The organism is Oceanimonas pelagia (assembly GCF_030849025.1).
Taxonomy (GTDB): domain Bacteria; phylum Pseudomonadota; class Gammaproteobacteria; order Enterobacterales; family Aeromonadaceae; genus Oceanimonas; species Oceanimonas pelagia.
Genome location: NZ_CP118224.1, coordinates 1,234,538 through 1,249,301, shown reverse-complemented (window position 1 = coordinate 1,249,301; position 14,764 = coordinate 1,234,538). Strand labels below are relative to the sequence as shown.

Sequence of the window (14,764 nt, the reverse complement as noted above, 5' to 3'; positions counted from 1 at the left end):
AGAATGGCTCAGGAGCCCTTGTCTATGAAACTGCATGTTACCCTTGCCGCCCTGGCCGCGGCCGGTCTGTGTTTTGGCGCCAGCGCCGCCACCTTTGAAGCCCAGCAGCCTTATCAGATTTTTCTGGTGAATGGCGAGAAAACCGCCAACACCATTACCAAAAGCATTCATGAAGTTACCCTGAACGAAGGCAAGAACCAGCTGGCCATCGGCTACACCAACGACTATTCCAACCGCAACGAAGTGCGGGTGCTGAACGGCGAGCCGGTGATCATTGAACTCGCCGACGTGCCTGCCGATGCCGAGCTGACCATCGACTTCAAGGCGCCGCTTAACTACCAGCTGGCCAAGCAGTTTCTGCGCGAGCAGCCGGAGCAACTGACCGTGGTGGACAAGCGTACCGGCCAGCCCGTTGACGCCGAGCTGTCTACCATTCCCATGCCCGCCGGGCTGGACACCGCCGGTGGCATTCAGGCATACCTGAAGGAAACCCGCCAGGCCTTTAACGGCCGCACCGAGGCCGCCGTGGCCGCCGCCCAGGCCAAGTTCGGTGACGCCGTGGTAGACGCCGACGCCATGGAAATGCTGCAACACTGGTGGAACGCCGCCGACGCCGACACCCGCCGCGCCTTTCAGATCTGGGCCATTCAGCAGCAGTAATAAAAGGTAAAAAGAAAAAAAGGCCGGCGTCATTAAATGACGCCGGCCTTTTTTTTAATGTCAGAATCCCGAGCCGGGCTGTTTGAGAAACACCAGCTCTTCCGCCGTGGACGGCCGGCCCAGAATGGCATTACGGTGCGGATAGCGGCCGAAACGTTCGATAATACGGCGATGGCGGCGCTCGTAATCCAGGTTGTCGGCCAGGCCCAGCCGTTCAAACAACACCAGGGCCTGGTCGTGAATGCCGAGGGATTCGCTGTGCATAAAGGGCATGTACAGAAACAGCCGCTGCTCGCGGCTGAGGCCGTGTTCGGCGCCCTGGCGGATGGCCTCCTGAGCCAGCGCCAGGGCCATGCCGTCGGCGGCAAAGGATGCCGGTTTGCCCCGGTGAATATTGCGGGAAAACTGGTCGAGCACAATGATCTCCGCCAGCCGGCCCAGTGCGCCGCTGCGCCATTGCCACAGCTCGCCTTGGCAGGCCCGCTCATGCAGGGAGCCAAAACGTTCGGCAATGGCGGCATCCAGCTTAGCATCCTTGTGCCACCACTGGGCCGGGCTCAGCTCTTCAAACCAGAATGCCAGCACATTTTGATACATGGGCTTCTCCTGTTCCCGCTGCGCGTGGCGAAAGTATAGAAGCCACGGGGCCGATCAGAATACCCAGTGTGCCACCAGGGCGATCACCGGCAGGGTAACCAGGGTGCGCATCAGGAAGATCACAAACAGCTCAACAATGTTCACCGGGATCTTGCTGCCCAGCAGCAGGGCGCCCACTTCCGACATGTAGATAAGCTGGGTTACCGACAAGGCGGCGATCACAAACCGGGTCATGTCGCTCTCGATGGAGGTGGCGAGAATGGCCGGAATAAACATGTCGGCAAAGCCCACCACCATGGTCTGGGACGCGGCCACCGCTTCGGGAATTTGCAGCAGCTCCAGCAGCGGCACAAAGGGCACGCCCAGCCAGCTGAACAGCGGCGTGGTTTCCGCCACCACCAGCGCCAGGGTGCCGAACGCCATGACCACCGGCAACACACCCAGCAACATGTCGAGGGCATTGTGCACGCCGGTGCGCGCCACCTGCCCCAGGCCTTCCACCCTGTCGGCGCGGGCCAGCGCCAAGCTCAGGCCGTGGCTCAGGCGGGAGTAACCTTCCGGGGTGGTCTCGGCATTGGCCGGACGGGCTTCGCCGTTGATGAAGGTGTCTTTCTTCCAGCACAGCGGCGGCAGCCGCGGCACCACAATGGCCGCCACTATGCCCGCCAAGCACACGGCGCCATAAAAGGGCAGAAACATGTGCTCCAGTTTGACCTGGGCCAGCACCACCAGGCTGAAGGTAATGGACACCGCCGAAAAGGTGGTGCCGATCACCGCCGCTTCCCGCTGAGTGTAGTGGTGTCCCTCATACTGCTTGCTGGTGAGCAGAATGCCCACACTGCCGTCGCCCAGCCAGGAGGCCATGCAGTCTACCGCCGAGCGTCCCGGCAGGCGAAACACCGGTCGCATCACCCCGGTAAGCAGGGTGCCCACCAGCTCCAGCAGACCGAAGTCGAGCAGCAGCGGCAGCAGCAGGCCGGCAAAGATAAACACGGAAAACAGCACCGGCAGCAGATCGTTCAGCACCAGGCCACCGGTGTCGCCGCTGTAGAGCAGCTCGGGGCCGGCCTGAAAGTACACCAGCAACACAAACAGGGCACCCAGCAGCCGGCTCACCAGCCACACCGGCCGCACATTGAACAGGGTATTGAAAAAGGCATGATTTTGCAGCCAGGCGGGCCTGAACAGGCTGCCGAGCAGCGTCAGCAGTGCCGACAGGGTGATAATGCCGGTCACAATGGCAGGCAGGTGTGCCCCCAGAGCGGCCTGCACGCTCTTGGCCAGCACCGCAATCATGATGGTGAGGTTGCCCTGCCAGGCCACGGGGGTCATGAACAGCAGAATGCCCGCCAGCGAGGGCAGCACAAACATCAGCCAGTTGCGGGTGCCACTGGCGCGCGCCGTCAGCGTTTTCTCCATGAATACTCCTTTCCGGCCGGCGCTCGCGGCACGGTAAAAATAACAATTACTGTAAAAAGAAGATGTTACAGCCCATTCATCTGCATAATGCTCATCAAGTGATGCATAATGCAGCATTAACAGCCGCATTCAGTGAATAGTTATTTTACAGATAAAAGTATTACACAGAAAGAACAAGTTGAAACATCAGGCTGCATATTAACATAAAATCAGAATTATGCTTCAATTTGTTAACATCAATATCGCTTCAGCACAAAGCACAGCTCATCAAAAAAGCGGCACTCTCCCGCCGCCACCCGGCGGTTCTGCCGGCCTTCTTCAATGCGCTGCAGCAGCTTCACCTCGAAATGCGGCTCAAACAGCGCTTTTACCTCGGTCTCATCCACCGCAAAGGGCGGTGCCTGCTCTTCGGGGCCATCGTGATTAACGGTGATCAGCAGCATCCGGCCACCGGCTTGCATCAGCGCCGCCAGCAGAGCGGCATAACCGGGCCGCATGGCGGGCGGCAGGGCAATCAGGGCCGCCCGGTCATAGGCCAGTGCAAACTGCCGGCCCAGAGTATCGGCCCTGAAGAAATCACCCTCATACAGGTTGAACGGGGGCCGCTGCCAGCGCACAAAGGGGCCCTCGGATTGGCACAGCGGCGCCAGCCCGGCTTCTGCAAAAAAGTCCCCGATCGCCAGCGGCGACAGCTCAAAGCCGGCCACGGAGTGGCCCTGCTCCGCCAGCCAGTGCATATCGCGACTTTTGCCACACAGGGGCACCAGCACCTCGGTGCCCGGCCGCGCTTCGGTGTGATGCCAGCAGGCACGCAGATGAGTATTGATGTCGCCTTGATGAAAGCCAATGCGCGATGTTTGCCAACGCTGGTGCCAGAACTGTGGATCCATGCCCGTGTCCTCTACAAAAAAACCGGACTATGACAGCCCGGTTTTACCTTCTCAAGCGGCCCGGAACTGATTGGTATGGCTGTCGTAACGGTAGCCAATTTGTGCCATGCGGGCCCTCAGCCAGCCGCCGTCAAGCTCGTAGCGCGACAGCAGTGCATCCAGGCTGTCGCATTCAATGCGCAGCTTTTCGTTGAGAATGCTCAGCACCATGTGAGTGTCCATTCGTTCCAGTTGCGTTCTGTCCATGTGGCTCTCCTGCAGGTAACGGGCCGGTGAAACTGCCGGCAAGATCGAAACACTGTAAATTTAACCAGTTAAATATTGACCAGCCCGCCTCAAGTGAATACTGTATATATAAACAGTAAAACAACAGGCAGGGCCGAACCATGATGCACCTTTCGTTAATCCGCAAGCAGGCACTGATCTCTCAACAAGACCCGCTGCCCCGCTGCAGCACCACCGCCAGTACCGGCAACCGCCCGATGGCCGAACCTCCGGCCGCCTTGCTCGCGAGCCTGGCGGCACTAAGCCACAGCAGCACCGGCTGGATCCTGATTGCCAACGCGCCGGGCCGGTTGTGTCGCCACACCCTGAGCGCCGCCGGCATCAATCCGGCTTACGTGGTGGATGCCCACCGCCTTAGTCCGGACCAGCTGCAAAAAGCCCTGGCCAGCCCGGCCATTGCCGCCGTGGTGTGCTGGCAACAGCAAGATGGAACCTTTTCGCCCCCCGGGCAAGCCAGCAGCCGCCTTTTTGTGATCGGGCCGGCAGCGGCGACCAGCCCGCTGCACTGAGCGGCCTTGTCTGACATGAAAAATAAAGTTGGTGGACGTGCGGACACTTTCGCCCCCGCCAGCAAGCAGGGTTACGAAGTAAAGTCGGGCTGCATGGCCGGCGCAGCCTGCTGAAACGCAGGTTGCTGCAGACAGTGTTGGTAAACGGCCATCACCCTGGCATAGGACGTGAGATCACAGTGCATGCGCATACCGTTGGCCACCTGAGGTACCAGACAGCAGTCGGCAAGGGTGGGCCGGTCGCCAAAACAGTAGTCGCCAAACCCGTACCGGATCAATAATGCTTCGGCAGCCCTCAGCCCTTCTGCTATCCAGTGTTCGTACCAAGCCTGCTTCTGGGCTTCGCTGACGCCCAGCTCGTTTGTCAGGTAGTTAAGCACGCGAAGATTGTTAAGCGGGTGCATGTCGCAGGCCACAAGATGGGCCAGTTCCAGCACTCTGGCCCGGACCAGAGGGTTAGCAGGCAGCAGGGGCGGCTCGGGATGCAGGGCCTCAAGGTAGTCGATAATGGCCAGCGACTGGCCAAGCCCGTTGCCCTGCTCGTCGATCAACAAAGGCACGCCACCGGCCGGGTTCAAAGCCCGGTAGGTTGTTTCTCGCTGTTCACCGGCCCTCAGGTTGACGGCGCAGTAATCCACACTCAGCCCCTTGATCGCCAGGGCAATCCGCACCCGGTAAGAAGTCGAGCTGTTAAAAAAGCTGTATAGCTGCATGGCCAACCCTCAACGCTTGCTGACGGCCTGCATGGACTTCGCCTGGTTCAGGTTCTCCACCGCCTTGGGGTAGTAACGGGGCGAGGCATCAATGGCACGCTGAAACAGGCTCGCCGCGTCTTCATATTCCCCTTCCATCATGGCGATATAGCCCAGATCATTGAGCGCTTCGGCCTGGGACATGATTTTGCGCAGCGCCATCAGTGCTTCCGAGCTGCGGCCCCAGCGGTAATACAACAGCCCCAGGTTGCTCCAGGCACGCTCATATTCAGGCTCCTGGTTCACCGCCCGCAGCAGGGAGCGCTCGGCCTGGGGGTATTCCCCTTCCAGGTAATAGGAGAAACCCAGGTTGGTGTGCAGCATGGCCATGCCAGGCTGAATTTGCAGGGCACACTGATAATATTTCCGGGCCTGCTGGCCCTGCTCCAGAATATCCGCCAGCAACCCCAGACCGTTGTAGCTGCGCCAGGGCGAGTCGGCGTTGGTAACACATTCCCCCGCGTCGGCGGTGCGCTGGCCCAGCCTGGCCTGATCGGTACTGATCACTTCCCTTAACAGGGTTTCGGCTTCGTTGTGGCGTTTCATGTCAATCAGCAGCAGGGCCAGCCCTTCTTTAACATCCAGACGCTTGCTGTCCTGCGCCAGGGCGCTGCGGTAAGCCTGCTCGGCCCGGGCATTATTGTTGCGCTGGCGCTCCAGCCGGGCGATGTTGAGATAAATATCCACCGCCTCGAAATCGTCAAACGCCAGCGCCTGAGTGTAGGCATAGATCATGGCGTCGAGATCACCCGAGGTCTGGGACTGGGCAATCAGCATTTGTGCTTCCTGGCCGTTGGTGGGTTTAATGGCCCCCGCCCCCGGAGTTTTGACGGAAGAAAGTCCGTTTTCGCGAGAGTCCGACATGGCAGAGCAACCGGACAGCAGAATGATTACCAGCGCCATTGCAGTATGTTTCATGTTGTTATCCTCGAGCCGGTTCCGTGGCAAACGCTTTTATTGTTCTTATGCTAGTCGTTGTGTTTCGTTCGGGCCAGTATTGGCCTTCCCCCTTGCCAAGGGGGGAAGGCCCGGCTACATGTTGCCGAACACCCGGAACACCTTGATCAGGGCCGGACCAATGGCCACGATAAAAAACGATGGCCAGATCATGGTGACCAGCGGAAAAATCATCTTGGTACCCACCTTGGCCGCCATTTCTTCCGCTTCCTGTTTGCGCTTGATGCGGTATTCATCGGCGTAGATACGCAGGGTTTCGGCAATGCTGGTGCCCAGCTGAATGCTCTGGTTAATGGCCACACTCAGGCTTTTAAAGTCTTCCAGCCCGGTGCGCAGAATAAACTCGTCAAAGGCCTGCTGCATGCTGAAGCCGGCCCTGAGCTTGGCGGAAATCAGCGTCAGCTCCTCGGCCAGCTCTTCATGACTCATGCTCACCTCCTGGGCCACCCGCTGCAACGCCGCCTTGAACCCCAGGCCGGCCTCGGTGCACACCACCAGCAAGTCGAGGGCATCGGGCATGGCCAGCTTCATGCGGGTCATACGCTTGTTGGCCAGCCGCTCCAGCACAAATACCGGCAGAATATAGGCCACATAACCCACCCCGAGCAGCACCAGCAGAATGCCGCTCAGAGGCAACTGGGTCATCATATTGAGGACAACAAAGGTGACCAGCAAGGACACCAGTATTACCATCACTCTGATCCCCACAAACACCCGGTAGGCAGAACCTTTCTGATAACCGGCGTGCACCAGCAGGGTGCGCACCCGATGGCCGTTAAAGCCGCTGCCGTGCTCCTTGGCGATAACCAGTCGCTGCTCCAGGGATTCTTCGTCTTCATCCACTTCCCGCTGAATTTCCCGCAGCTGACGGCGATAAGGGCTGGCCACCCCGCTGGCCACCAGGGTCAGCCCCCAGAACAGGGTAAGAGCGCTCAGGCCAACCACTCCAATCAGCACCCACTGGCGCAATTGCGGATCGGCCAGCACCTGACCCAACATTTGATTGAGCGTGTCCATATCACACCTCTATCTTGATAATTTTGCTAATCCACCAGGTGCCCAGCGCCATGCCAATGGCCCCCGCAATCAACAGGCGGTTGCCTTCCGGCGTGTTTACCAGCTCGGTAATGTAGCTTGGCGTGGTCACGAAAATCAGCGCAAACAGCGCAAAGGGCGTGAGTACCAGCACCCAGCCGGACATGCGTCCTTCCGCCGACAGGGTGCGCAACTGGCGGTTGAACTTGAACCGGTCACGAATGATGGTGGCCAGCTTGTCGATGTTTTCCACCAGGTTGCCGCCGGTTTCCCGCTGCACCTGCACGGCGCTGACCAGCGCCATGTTGGAGATGCTGGGCACCCGCTCCAGCAGGCCGGTCATGGCCTTGCGCACATCCTTGCGGTAGTTGATGTCGGCAAACACCAGGGCGAACTCGCGGCCGATGGGGTTGGGCATCTGCTCGCTGATGAGCTTGATGGTGTCGGCAAAGGAATAACCCGCCTGCAGGCCCCGTTTCATGATGTCCAGCGCTTCCGGCATTTGCTGCTCGTACAGCGCCAGCCGGTTGAGGTAGCTGCGCTTCAGCTTGATCCAGGCAATCAGTGAGGGCACCACCAGCATAAGCAGACTCAGCCAGAGATTGTGCAGCCACCACCAGCTGCCCACTACCAGCACCAGGGTAATCCCCCCCACTATCAGCACCAGCTGATAGGCATAGAGTCTGGAGCCGGCCAGCTCCAGAGAAAACGCCACCCGCTCCATTAACGGCAGGGTTTCTATGCGGCGCAACGCCGGCGACAGGGCGTCCAGCTTTTTGGTACGAAAAATGGACGCCTGGGCCTGCTCCCGGTTTTCCTCCGCCAGCGCCTGCACCCGGCGCTTGAGCATGGTGGAATATTTCAGCCGGGGCTGGCTGATGGGCACAAACAGCGCCATGCTCAGGCACACCACCGCCAGCCCCACCAGAGCCAGAAAAATCAGCATGTTCATAAGCGCCTCCCGTCAGAAAATGCCCTTGTGCAGCTCGTCGTCACCAAACAGGCTGCGAGGCAGCACCATGCCCCGGCGGGCCAGGCGGTCATAAAAGTTGGGCATGACCCCGGTGGCCTTGTGCCGGCCCTGCACATTGCCTTCGGCATCCATGCCGGTGCGTTCAAAGGTAAAGATTTCCGACATGGTGATGGTTTCCCCTTCCATGCCGTGCACTTCCTGCATGCTGATCATGCGCCGCCTGCCGTCCTCCTGCCGCTCCAGCTGAATGATCAAGTCCAGCGCCGAGGCCACCTGGGTGCGAATGTTTTTTACCGGCATGTCGAACCCGGTCATGGAGACCATGTTTTCAAGACGGCTCAGGGCATCGCGGGGCGTGTTGGCGTGCACCGTGGTCAGCGAGCCTTCGTGGCCGGTGTTCATAGCGGTGAGCATGTCAAAGGCCTCGGCCCCGCGTACCTCCCCCACCACAATGCGGTCGGGGCGCATACGCAGGGTGTTTTTCACCAGATCCCGCAGGCTGACTTCACCTCTGCCCTCAATGTTGGCGGGCCGGCTTTCCAGCTGCACCACATGGGGCTGCTGCAACTGCAGTTCGGCCGAGTCTTCCACCGTGATAATGCGCTGATTGGACGGAATGAAGCTCGACAGAATATTAAGAAAGGTGGTTTTACCTGTGCCGGTACCGCCCGAGATAAGAATGTTGAGCTTGCCCCTGACCACCGCCTCCATCACCTGGGCAATGGCCGGGGTAATGGTGCCAAAATCAATCAGGGTATCGATGGCCAGTTTTTCCACGGTAAAACGACGAATGGACACCGTTGGCCCGTTCAGCGCCAGGGGAGGAATGATGGCGTTTACCCGGGAGCCGTCTTTCAGGCGGGCATCCACCATGGGCGAAAGCTCGTCTATGCGCCGGCCCACGCTGGACACAATGCGCTCAATTACCCCCATCAGGTGCTCATCGTCGTGAAAGGTGAGCGGCACGCGCTCAATGCGGCCCCGGCGCTCCACGTAAATGCTTTTGGCACCGTTTACCATAATATCGGCGATGCCGGCGTCGGCCAGCAGCGGCTCAAGCGGGCCCAGGCCCAGTACCTCGTCGAGAATTTGCCGAATAATTTTCTGGCGCGAGCTCATGGAGAGCGGCACTGGCGAGTCCTGCATCAGCTGATGGGCCAGGCGTTCAATTTGATCGCTGGCCTGCTCTTTGGAAACGGTCTGCAGCATGGGCAGATCGAGCATGTCCATCAGCTTGCCGTGCAAACGCTGCTTGTGACCTTCTTCTTCCTGGCTGAGGATATAGTCTTCAAGGTTCATCCGTGACCCCCTTTGTTCGGTCAGTTACCGAACAGTCGTTTGAATAATCCCGGCCTGTCGTCTCGTTCATGTCCGGGCTTAAGCGCGCTGGAAAGGTGATTAAAGCCCTCCACCAGTTTGTGGTTGCGTTTTTCTTCCGCCACCAGCCGGCCCAGATCGGTGCAGGTTTCGGCCATGGCAAAGTCGTTGGCCAGGGTGGTAATGCGTTTGATCTCGGTGGCTTTTTCTATTTCCTGCAGGGATACGTCCTTTTTTTTATCGTAGCGGTTAACCAGCAGCAGAATACGATCCTTGCCAATGCCCAGTTCGTGGCGCAGCTGGCGCAGCAGGAAAATGGTTTCGCGCAACGCGCTCAGGCTTTGCTGCATGACCACCACCACCTGCTCGGCGTTTTCCAGCAGCGGCAGGTTCCAGGCCTCGGGCCCGCGGGACATGTCCACCACCACCCGCTGATACTGGCCGCGCATAAGATGCAGCAACTGGGCACACTGGCGGGCACTGACGGTATTTTCATCGTGCAGGGGCAGCACGGAGGCAGGCATGACGTCCATGCCGTCCCGGGCCTTGCTGACCATGCCCGCCAGGGCCATGGCGTCCATTTCGCTTGCACGTTGCAGGGCATCGTTCAGGCCACCCTGTTTGTCCCGAATATTGAGGTAGTCGGCCAGCGAGCCGTAATGGCGGCAGGCATCGAGCAGCAGCACCTTTTCGTCGCTGCTCTGAAAGGCATGCCCCAGGTTGGCGCACACAAAACTGGCACCCGAACCGCCCTTGCCGTTTATCACCACGGTGACCGGGGCCAGGCTGATGCTGGCCGATACCTGAGCGGAAATGCGCACCAGGGCGGACCAGAGCTCAATGGGATCGCTGTTTTGCGGTAAAAAGTCGGCGGCGCCCATGCGCATGGCCCGGCGCACCAGGACGGTGTTGGCAGGATCTCCCATAAAAATGAGGCTGCGGCTTTCTCCGGCCTTGCGCTCCAGCTCGTCGTAAACCGGCGCCAGCACGGGGTGATCCACCAGCAGCAACACCTGACGCTCGCCCTTGGGCAGAAAATCCTGATCGTTGAGCTTTTTAAGCTGAAGCTGGCTGCTGTTATGCAGCTTTACCTTGAGCAGAGGCCACAGCCGCTCGTCCGGATCCATTACATTCAGCTGCAAGGGACAGGAAAGGGCGGGCAATGTCTGCATGCTTTCTCGCTCCAGTTCCACTATTTTGGCGTCTGTCATAGCTACTCCATTATTTAGGGAAAACAAGCAACCACGCCATCCGGCGTTTCACCCAGGCTTTCCGCTCTGACCACGGTTGAAAAATTGGGGCTGAACATGGAAAGGTCGACGGACATCGGCAATATCATTTCAAAACGGTAGTTAACAATGCCGGCTCTCACATAATAGGGCAGTTCGGCACCCGACACAGGTATAAAACTGTCTGTCAGATACTCAATATTCACATTACTACCGGTTAACCCCGGCACCCCGCCCCCAAGCCTGCTGGCAACTGAGTTAGCTACTGAAACACTTTCGTCGGGTGAACATACCGTTGCTATCCTAGCAGCTTGCCGAGTGACCTCGTTAAGCACCGACCAGGTATAAAGCAGGCGGCCCAGCTCCATCACCGCAAACAGCACAAGAAAAACCACAGAACCAACAATGGCAAACTCTACTACTGCCAAGCCTTGCTGTTTACCTTTCACTGATTTACTCACCTTGTTAATCATTATTTCACTCTCACTGTCATACTGGTGTTAAGTGGAAAATCAAGTGACATGCTACCGGCAACAAAAGTATTGAATTCATTCCCAAAGATAGGCTGCCAGCTATAACTGATACTGATATCAGAGTAGTAATTACCGCTATCCACAGGAAGTTCGTAAATACCACTGAAAGTGACATTACTTTTAGACAGGCCCTGCAGCACCGGGTTACCGGAGCCGGCAGCATTACCGTAAACAATAATGTTTTTTACAGTATTTTCCTTTTCCGCCCGGGTTGTCGGGTTGTCGACATAAGTACCCATTCTGTCCATTGACAGAGCTCCCCCACGCAGAGCCTGAGTCAAGGTCGCATACTGATACAGAGCCCGACCAAACTCACCAATAGCCAGCATCAGCAACAACATCAACGGCAACACTATGGTCGCTTCAACGGCCGCCAGCCCTTTCTGTTTGCTGGCGTAGCCTGATAACAATAAGCGCATCATGAATCCTCACTGCCGGTATCGTTATATAGAACCAACCTTGGCTGGCTGAAACCTGAGTCATCATCGGTTCCATCACCATCAGCACCACACTCTGGAATCAGCTCGCCCACAATATATTGACTGAGTCCATTACCTGTTACTTGCTGGTTCAGGAAGATACAGGCCACACCGATCACAGGAATATTTTTACCTACACCTTCTCCACCAACGGCAACAGGAACCTTAACAATTCGCCGGCTATCTAAACAACCATGATCATTTCCCTTAACTTCATATTTTTTATTTCTTTCACTAAGCGGATTTTTATAATCAGAGTACAACTGCATTCCATTTATTGCCTTAATATAGTCGTCGATTGCCTTCACCTCATTAGCCTTTAAGCTTGAATCCTCTTTCTTTTCACTCAAAAGAGACAACATCTCATCTTTAGTGGTGCTACCATCATTTAGCAGTACCTCAAGGTAGCCCACAAGGTTATTATCCTTAAAATCAAGAACACCTGATTTGGACAAAGTGCAGTCTGAGTAAAAATCACTTTCACTGGCGTTAGGATCGTCTGGCGCAACTAATGGTTTTTTAAATTTACCTGGATTATAAATGTTAAATCGGGTGTTGAGCCCCTGCCTCGTAGGGCCAGCCATGTTGCCTTGCTCACCGTTGGTAACAGTCAAGGTACAATTACTATCACCCTCTTTACATTCATCCACTTCATAATCTTCATCAAGACTAATACAGTAACCACTTGCCAGTCCTTCACGATAGGCATCAGCCCCCTTTTGTTCTCCCAGCCTTAATGCCTGAAAGTGTCCAGGTGCCATATTGGGTTCCCCGGCAGCCGGCGATTTTATGACCATAATGTCACCAGGTTCTTCAGCTGATGCCATTTTATATCCATAGCCTTCTGTGCCCACATCATTTTGATCAACCAGCATGAGCAATGGCACCACATCACAAATTTCCGTTCCTTTTTCCGGAGCCAATGAACCCACTACAGCCGAAGCCCTCACCTGCCAGACATCCACCATCAACTGGGAAAAAAACTGAGTAACAGGAACAGTTTCCATTCTCACCCTCAGGTATTTGGCTGTTGGATCATCAATAGGATCAAAAGGTACTGGTTTGAGGGAAAATTCTACCGCCACAGTTTCCGCCAGTTTGGTAGTATCTACGTTCATCTTCTGAAAGCCCTCCCCCTGAAAAATGGCTTTCAGCGTCTCTCGAACCGCTTTTTCGGCTTCGGCTTGTGTGTTCTTATCCTCATCAGTCAAGGAAAGTGTTTTTCCTCCGCTCAGCGCTGCAGCATCCACCGCATCCTGCAAACGGTTTTTATTGAGTATCAAATACCCACCATCCAGAGCCAGGGCGGTAAAGCCAAGCAACACGAACAGCGCCACCGTCACCAGAACCAGTACGGCGCCTTTCTGTTTGTTAGGGTGCGGCAGCGCTTTCATGACGTTACTCCTTAATCACCAAAATTCAGGGTTACCTGGGTTTTGCCTTCGGCCGGGGCCTCGGCGCCTTTTACATATTTGTCGTGCAGGGATACGCCGTATTCCCCGTTAAGGGTGAGAGCGGCCAGCTTGCCGTCGTTGCGGGCGGCGGCACCGGGATCGAGCACCTGCAGGGTGTCGAGGGCTTTGGTGTCCTGCCCCATGTCAAAGCCGTAGTAACGTTCACTGGCGCAGCCGGCAAGCACGGCGGTGGTCAGCAGGGTCAGCAATAACTGTTTCATGGTGGTTCTCCTTGTTCCGCTAGAGCGACTGACCATAGGTCTGCTCCATGCCGCCTTCGTTCATGGCCGGATTCACGCCGCTGTTGCCACTCTGTCCGGTGGCCGGCGCGCCTTCGCTTACACGGGAGCGGTGCGACATGCGGCCCAGCAGGTAAAACTCGAGATCGTTGGGCTCAATAAAGCCGTCGGTGGGCAGGGTGACCTGCTGCTTGTCGAAGGGCCGCACCAGGCGGGGAGTGACCATGATCACCAGCTCGGATTCACCTTTGGCAAAACTGCGGCTGGTAAAGAGGTTACCCAGCACGGGAATATCTCCCACAAAGGGCATCTGGCTGATTTGCTCGCGGTTGTTCTCACTGAGCAAACCGGCAATGCTGATGGTCTGGCCATCCCCCAGCTCCACGGTAGTGCCGGCGCTGCGCTTGCTGAGGGCGGTAATGTCGCCAAACAGGGGCACGTTGGCGGAGTTGGCCACCACCGGCTCGCTAACGGTTACGTTGAGGTTAAGGTTGATTTTGCCGCTGCCCAGTACCACGGGGGTGAACTTGAGGCCCACCCCAAATTCCTTGAACTCCACCGCCACACCATCTTCGGTGGGCACCGGCACCGGGTATTCACCCCCGGAAAGAAACTCGGCCGACTGACCGCTGATGGCGGTGATGCGCGGCTCGGCCAGCACTCGGGCCAGACCTCGGGTTTTAGCCAAGTCCAGGGCCACATTGAACACGGTGTCGGCACTGGCAAAGCTGCCGATAACGGTGTTGGTGCCAAAACCGGCCAGCTGGCCCACGCTGTCACGCAGCAGCGAGAATCCCCAGTTGCCGGAGCGCTCCAGCAACTCAAAGGCCGACTCCCAGCTGCGTGACGTATCCCGGGCCACCTCGGCCACGGTGACTTCCAGCATTACCTGCTGGCCGCCTCCCACGCTCATCATGTTCATCACCTCGGAGCGGGCCGTGCCTCCCTCGGCGGCTACCACATAACCCCGGGCCAGTTCATAGGCGGCATTGAGCCGGTCGAGGTTGGACACTTCACCGCTTACCACCAGCTGGCCCTGGGAAGTGTGCACCTGAATGGGCTCATTGGGCAGAAAACGGTACAGGCGCTCTTTCAGGCCCTGCAGATCATGGCTCACTTCAATGTCGTATACCTGCATCAGGTTGTCGTTCATGTCCCACACCATCAGGTTGGTGTGGCCGAGGGACTTGCCCACCAGATACAGCTCGCGGTCCTGCAGCACCAGCACATCGGCAATGGCCGGGTTGCCCACCGACACCCGGCTGGCGGGCCGGTCGAGCATGAGTGAGCGGGACTTGTGAATGGGCAACTGCATTTCGTTGCCCGCCTCGTTCAGGCTGCCGCCGGCCATTGCCGGGCCGGTTGCCGCCAGCAGGGTTAACCCCAGTACGCTTGCCAACAGGGCTCTCATAGCCACCTCCATGTGCACTAATTGG

The 14,764-nt window shown here is 57.5% G+C and carries 17 protein-coding genes; 2 read left to right on the top strand and 15 right to left on the bottom strand.

The features are described from left to right. Nucleotides 1–24: 24 nt before the first annotated feature. Nucleotides 25–660 (top strand): YccT family protein, encoded by a 636-nt coding sequence (locus tag PU634_RS05920; RefSeq protein WP_306763142.1) that lies wholly within the window; start codon nt 25–27, stop codon nt 658–660. Between the two features lie 60 nt (nt 661–720). Here PU634_RS05920 and PU634_RS05915 read toward each other — a convergent pair whose 3' ends face one another. The 4 genes from PU634_RS05915 to PU634_RS05900 form a co-directional block, all read right to left on the bottom strand. Further along, nucleotides 721–1,257 (bottom strand): DUF924 family protein, encoded by a 537-nt coding sequence (locus PU634_RS05915; RefSeq protein WP_306763141.1) that lies wholly within the window; start codon nt 1,255–1,257, stop codon nt 721–723. Nucleotides 1,258–1,311: 54 nt separating this feature from the next. Then, a complete protein-coding gene (locus PU634_RS05910; protein WP_306763140.1) occupies nt 1,312–2,676 on the bottom strand; it encodes a YjiH family protein in 1,365 nt (454 codons plus the stop codon). 236 nt (nt 2,677–2,912) lie between these two features. Further along, nucleotides 2,913–3,566: a thiopurine S-methyltransferase gene (locus PU634_RS05905; protein WP_306763139.1), complete on the bottom strand. Its 654-nt coding sequence runs from the start codon at nt 3,564–3,566 to the stop codon at nt 2,913–2,915. A gap of 51 nt (nt 3,567–3,617) precedes the next feature. Next, nucleotides 3,618–3,812, bottom strand: coding sequence for a DUF4250 domain-containing protein (locus tag PU634_RS05900; RefSeq protein ID WP_306763138.1), 195 nt, complete (start codon nt 3,810–3,812; stop codon nt 3,618–3,620). A gap of 140 nt (nt 3,813–3,952) precedes the next feature. Between PU634_RS05900 and PU634_RS05895 the strand changes: the two genes are divergently transcribed. Further along, on the top strand, nt 3,953–4,360 hold the full coding sequence (locus tag PU634_RS05895; RefSeq protein WP_306763137.1) for a cell division inhibitor: 408 nt from the start codon (nt 3,953–3,955) through the stop codon (nt 4,358–4,360). A gap of 71 nt (nt 4,361–4,431) precedes the next feature. Here PU634_RS05895 and maiA read toward each other — a convergent pair whose 3' ends face one another. From maiA to PU634_RS05840, 11 genes are all read right to left on the bottom strand, one after another. After that, nucleotides 4,432–5,073, bottom strand: a complete 642-nt coding sequence (maiA, locus tag PU634_RS05890; protein ID WP_306763136.1) for a maleylacetoacetate isomerase — start codon at nt 5,071–5,073, stop codon at nt 4,432–4,434. 9 nt (nt 5,074–5,082) lie between these two features. Further along, entirely contained in the window at nt 5,083–6,030 is a 948-nt protein-coding gene (locus PU634_RS05885) for a tetratricopeptide repeat protein (RefSeq protein ID WP_306763135.1), read from the bottom strand. A 114-nt stretch (nt 6,031–6,144) separates the two neighbouring features. Continuing rightward, nucleotides 6,145–7,086 (bottom strand): type II secretion system F family protein, encoded by a 942-nt coding sequence (locus tag PU634_RS05880; protein WP_306763134.1) that lies wholly within the window; start codon nt 7,084–7,086, stop codon nt 6,145–6,147. Between the two features lies 1 nt (nt 7,087). Further along, a complete protein-coding gene (locus tag PU634_RS05875; RefSeq protein WP_306763133.1) occupies nt 7,088–8,056 on the bottom strand; it encodes a type II secretion system F family protein in 969 nt (322 codons plus the stop codon). A 12-nt stretch (nt 8,057–8,068) separates the two neighbouring features. After that, on the bottom strand, nt 8,069–9,376 hold the full coding sequence (locus PU634_RS05870) for a TadA family conjugal transfer-associated ATPase (RefSeq protein WP_306763132.1): 1,308 nt from the start codon (nt 9,374–9,376) through the stop codon (nt 8,069–8,071). Between the two features lie 20 nt (nt 9,377–9,396). After that, on the bottom strand, nt 9,397–10,605 hold the full coding sequence (locus PU634_RS05865) for a CpaE/TadZ family protein (protein ID WP_306763131.1): 1,209 nt from the start codon (nt 10,603–10,605) through the stop codon (nt 9,397–9,399). 14 nt (nt 10,606–10,619) lie between these two features. Continuing rightward, a complete protein-coding gene (locus tag PU634_RS05860; protein ID WP_306763130.1) occupies nt 10,620–11,096 on the bottom strand; it encodes a TadE/TadG family type IV pilus assembly protein in 477 nt (158 codons plus the stop codon). Next, nucleotides 11,096–11,578 carry a TadE/TadG family type IV pilus assembly protein gene (locus PU634_RS05855; RefSeq protein ID WP_306763129.1) on the bottom strand — a complete coding sequence of 161 codons (483 nt, stop codon included), beginning with the start codon at nt 11,576–11,578 and terminating at the stop codon, nt 11,096–11,098. The genes PU634_RS05860 and PU634_RS05855 overlap by 1 nt, the downstream gene beginning before the upstream one ends. Beyond that, nucleotides 11,575–13,029: a pilus assembly protein TadG-related protein gene (locus PU634_RS05850; RefSeq protein ID WP_306763128.1), complete on the bottom strand. Its 1,455-nt coding sequence runs from the start codon at nt 13,027–13,029 to the stop codon at nt 11,575–11,577. Before PU634_RS05850 ends, PU634_RS05855 begins: the two co-directional genes overlap by 4 nt. 11 nt (nt 13,030–13,040) lie before the next feature. After that, complete coding sequence (locus PU634_RS05845) at nt 13,041–13,310, bottom strand: addiction module component (protein WP_306763127.1); 270 nt, start codon at nt 13,308–13,310, stop codon at nt 13,041–13,043. 19 nt (nt 13,311–13,329) lie between these two features. Continuing rightward, the gene (locus PU634_RS05840) at nt 13,330–14,739 is read right to left on the bottom strand and encodes a type II and III secretion system protein family protein (protein ID WP_306763126.1); all 1,410 of its coding nucleotides are present in this window, start codon (nt 14,737–14,739) and stop codon (nt 13,330–13,332) included. Nucleotides 14,740–14,764: the final 25 nt, after the last annotated feature.

Bases quoted from the DNA above. Each gene is read 5' to 3' on its own strand.
- PU634_RS05915 (WP_306763141.1), bottom strand. From the start codon at position 1,257: ATGTATCAAAATGTGCTGGCATTCTGGTTTGAAGAGCTGAGCCCGGCC.
- PU634_RS05865 (WP_306763131.1), bottom strand. From the start codon at position 10,605: ATGACAGACGCCAAAATAGTGGAACTGGAGCGAGAAAGCATGCAGACA.
- PU634_RS05850 (WP_306763128.1), bottom strand. From the start codon at position 13,029: ATGAAAGCGCTGCCGCACCCTAACAAACAGAAAGGCGCCGTACTGGTT.
- PU634_RS05870 (WP_306763132.1), bottom strand. From the start codon at position 9,376: ATGAACCTTGAAGACTATATCCTCAGCCAGGAAGAAGAAGGTCACAAG.
- PU634_RS05845 (WP_306763127.1), bottom strand. From the start codon at position 13,310: ATGAAACAGTTATTGCTGACCCTGCTGACCACCGCCGTGCTTGCCGGC.
- PU634_RS05895 (WP_306763137.1), top strand. From the start codon at position 3,953: ATGATGCACCTTTCGTTAATCCGCAAGCAGGCACTGATCTCTCAACAA.
- PU634_RS05855 (WP_306763129.1), bottom strand. From the start codon at position 11,578: ATGATGCGCTTATTGTTATCAGGCTACGCCAGCAAACAGAAAGGGCTG.
- PU634_RS05920 (WP_306763142.1), top strand. From the start codon at position 25: ATGAAACTGCATGTTACCCTTGCCGCCCTGGCCGCGGCCGGTCTGTGT.
- PU634_RS05880 (WP_306763134.1), bottom strand. From the start codon at position 7,086: ATGGACACGCTCAATCAAATGTTGGGTCAGGTGCTGGCCGATCCGCAA.
- PU634_RS05910 (WP_306763140.1), bottom strand. From the start codon at position 2,676: ATGGAGAAAACGCTGACGGCGCGCGCCAGTGGCACCCGCAACTGGCTG.
- PU634_RS05905 (WP_306763139.1), bottom strand. From the start codon at position 3,566: ATGGATCCACAGTTCTGGCACCAGCGTTGGCAAACATCGCGCATTGGC.
- PU634_RS05900 (WP_306763138.1), bottom strand. From the start codon at position 3,812: ATGGACAGAACGCAACTGGAACGAATGGACACTCACATGGTGCTGAGC.
- PU634_RS05885 (WP_306763135.1), bottom strand. From the start codon at position 6,030: ATGAAACATACTGCAATGGCGCTGGTAATCATTCTGCTGTCCGGTTGC.
- PU634_RS05860 (WP_306763130.1), bottom strand. From the start codon at position 11,096: ATGATTAACAAGGTGAGTAAATCAGTGAAAGGTAAACAGCAAGGCTTG.
- PU634_RS05840 (WP_306763126.1), bottom strand. From the start codon at position 14,739: ATGAGAGCCCTGTTGGCAAGCGTACTGGGGTTAACCCTGCTGGCGGCA.
- maiA (WP_306763136.1), bottom strand. From the start codon at position 5,073: ATGCAGCTATACAGCTTTTTTAACAGCTCGACTTCTTACCGGGTGCGG.
- PU634_RS05875 (WP_306763133.1), bottom strand. From the start codon at position 8,056: ATGAACATGCTGATTTTTCTGGCTCTGGTGGGGCTGGCGGTGGTGTGC.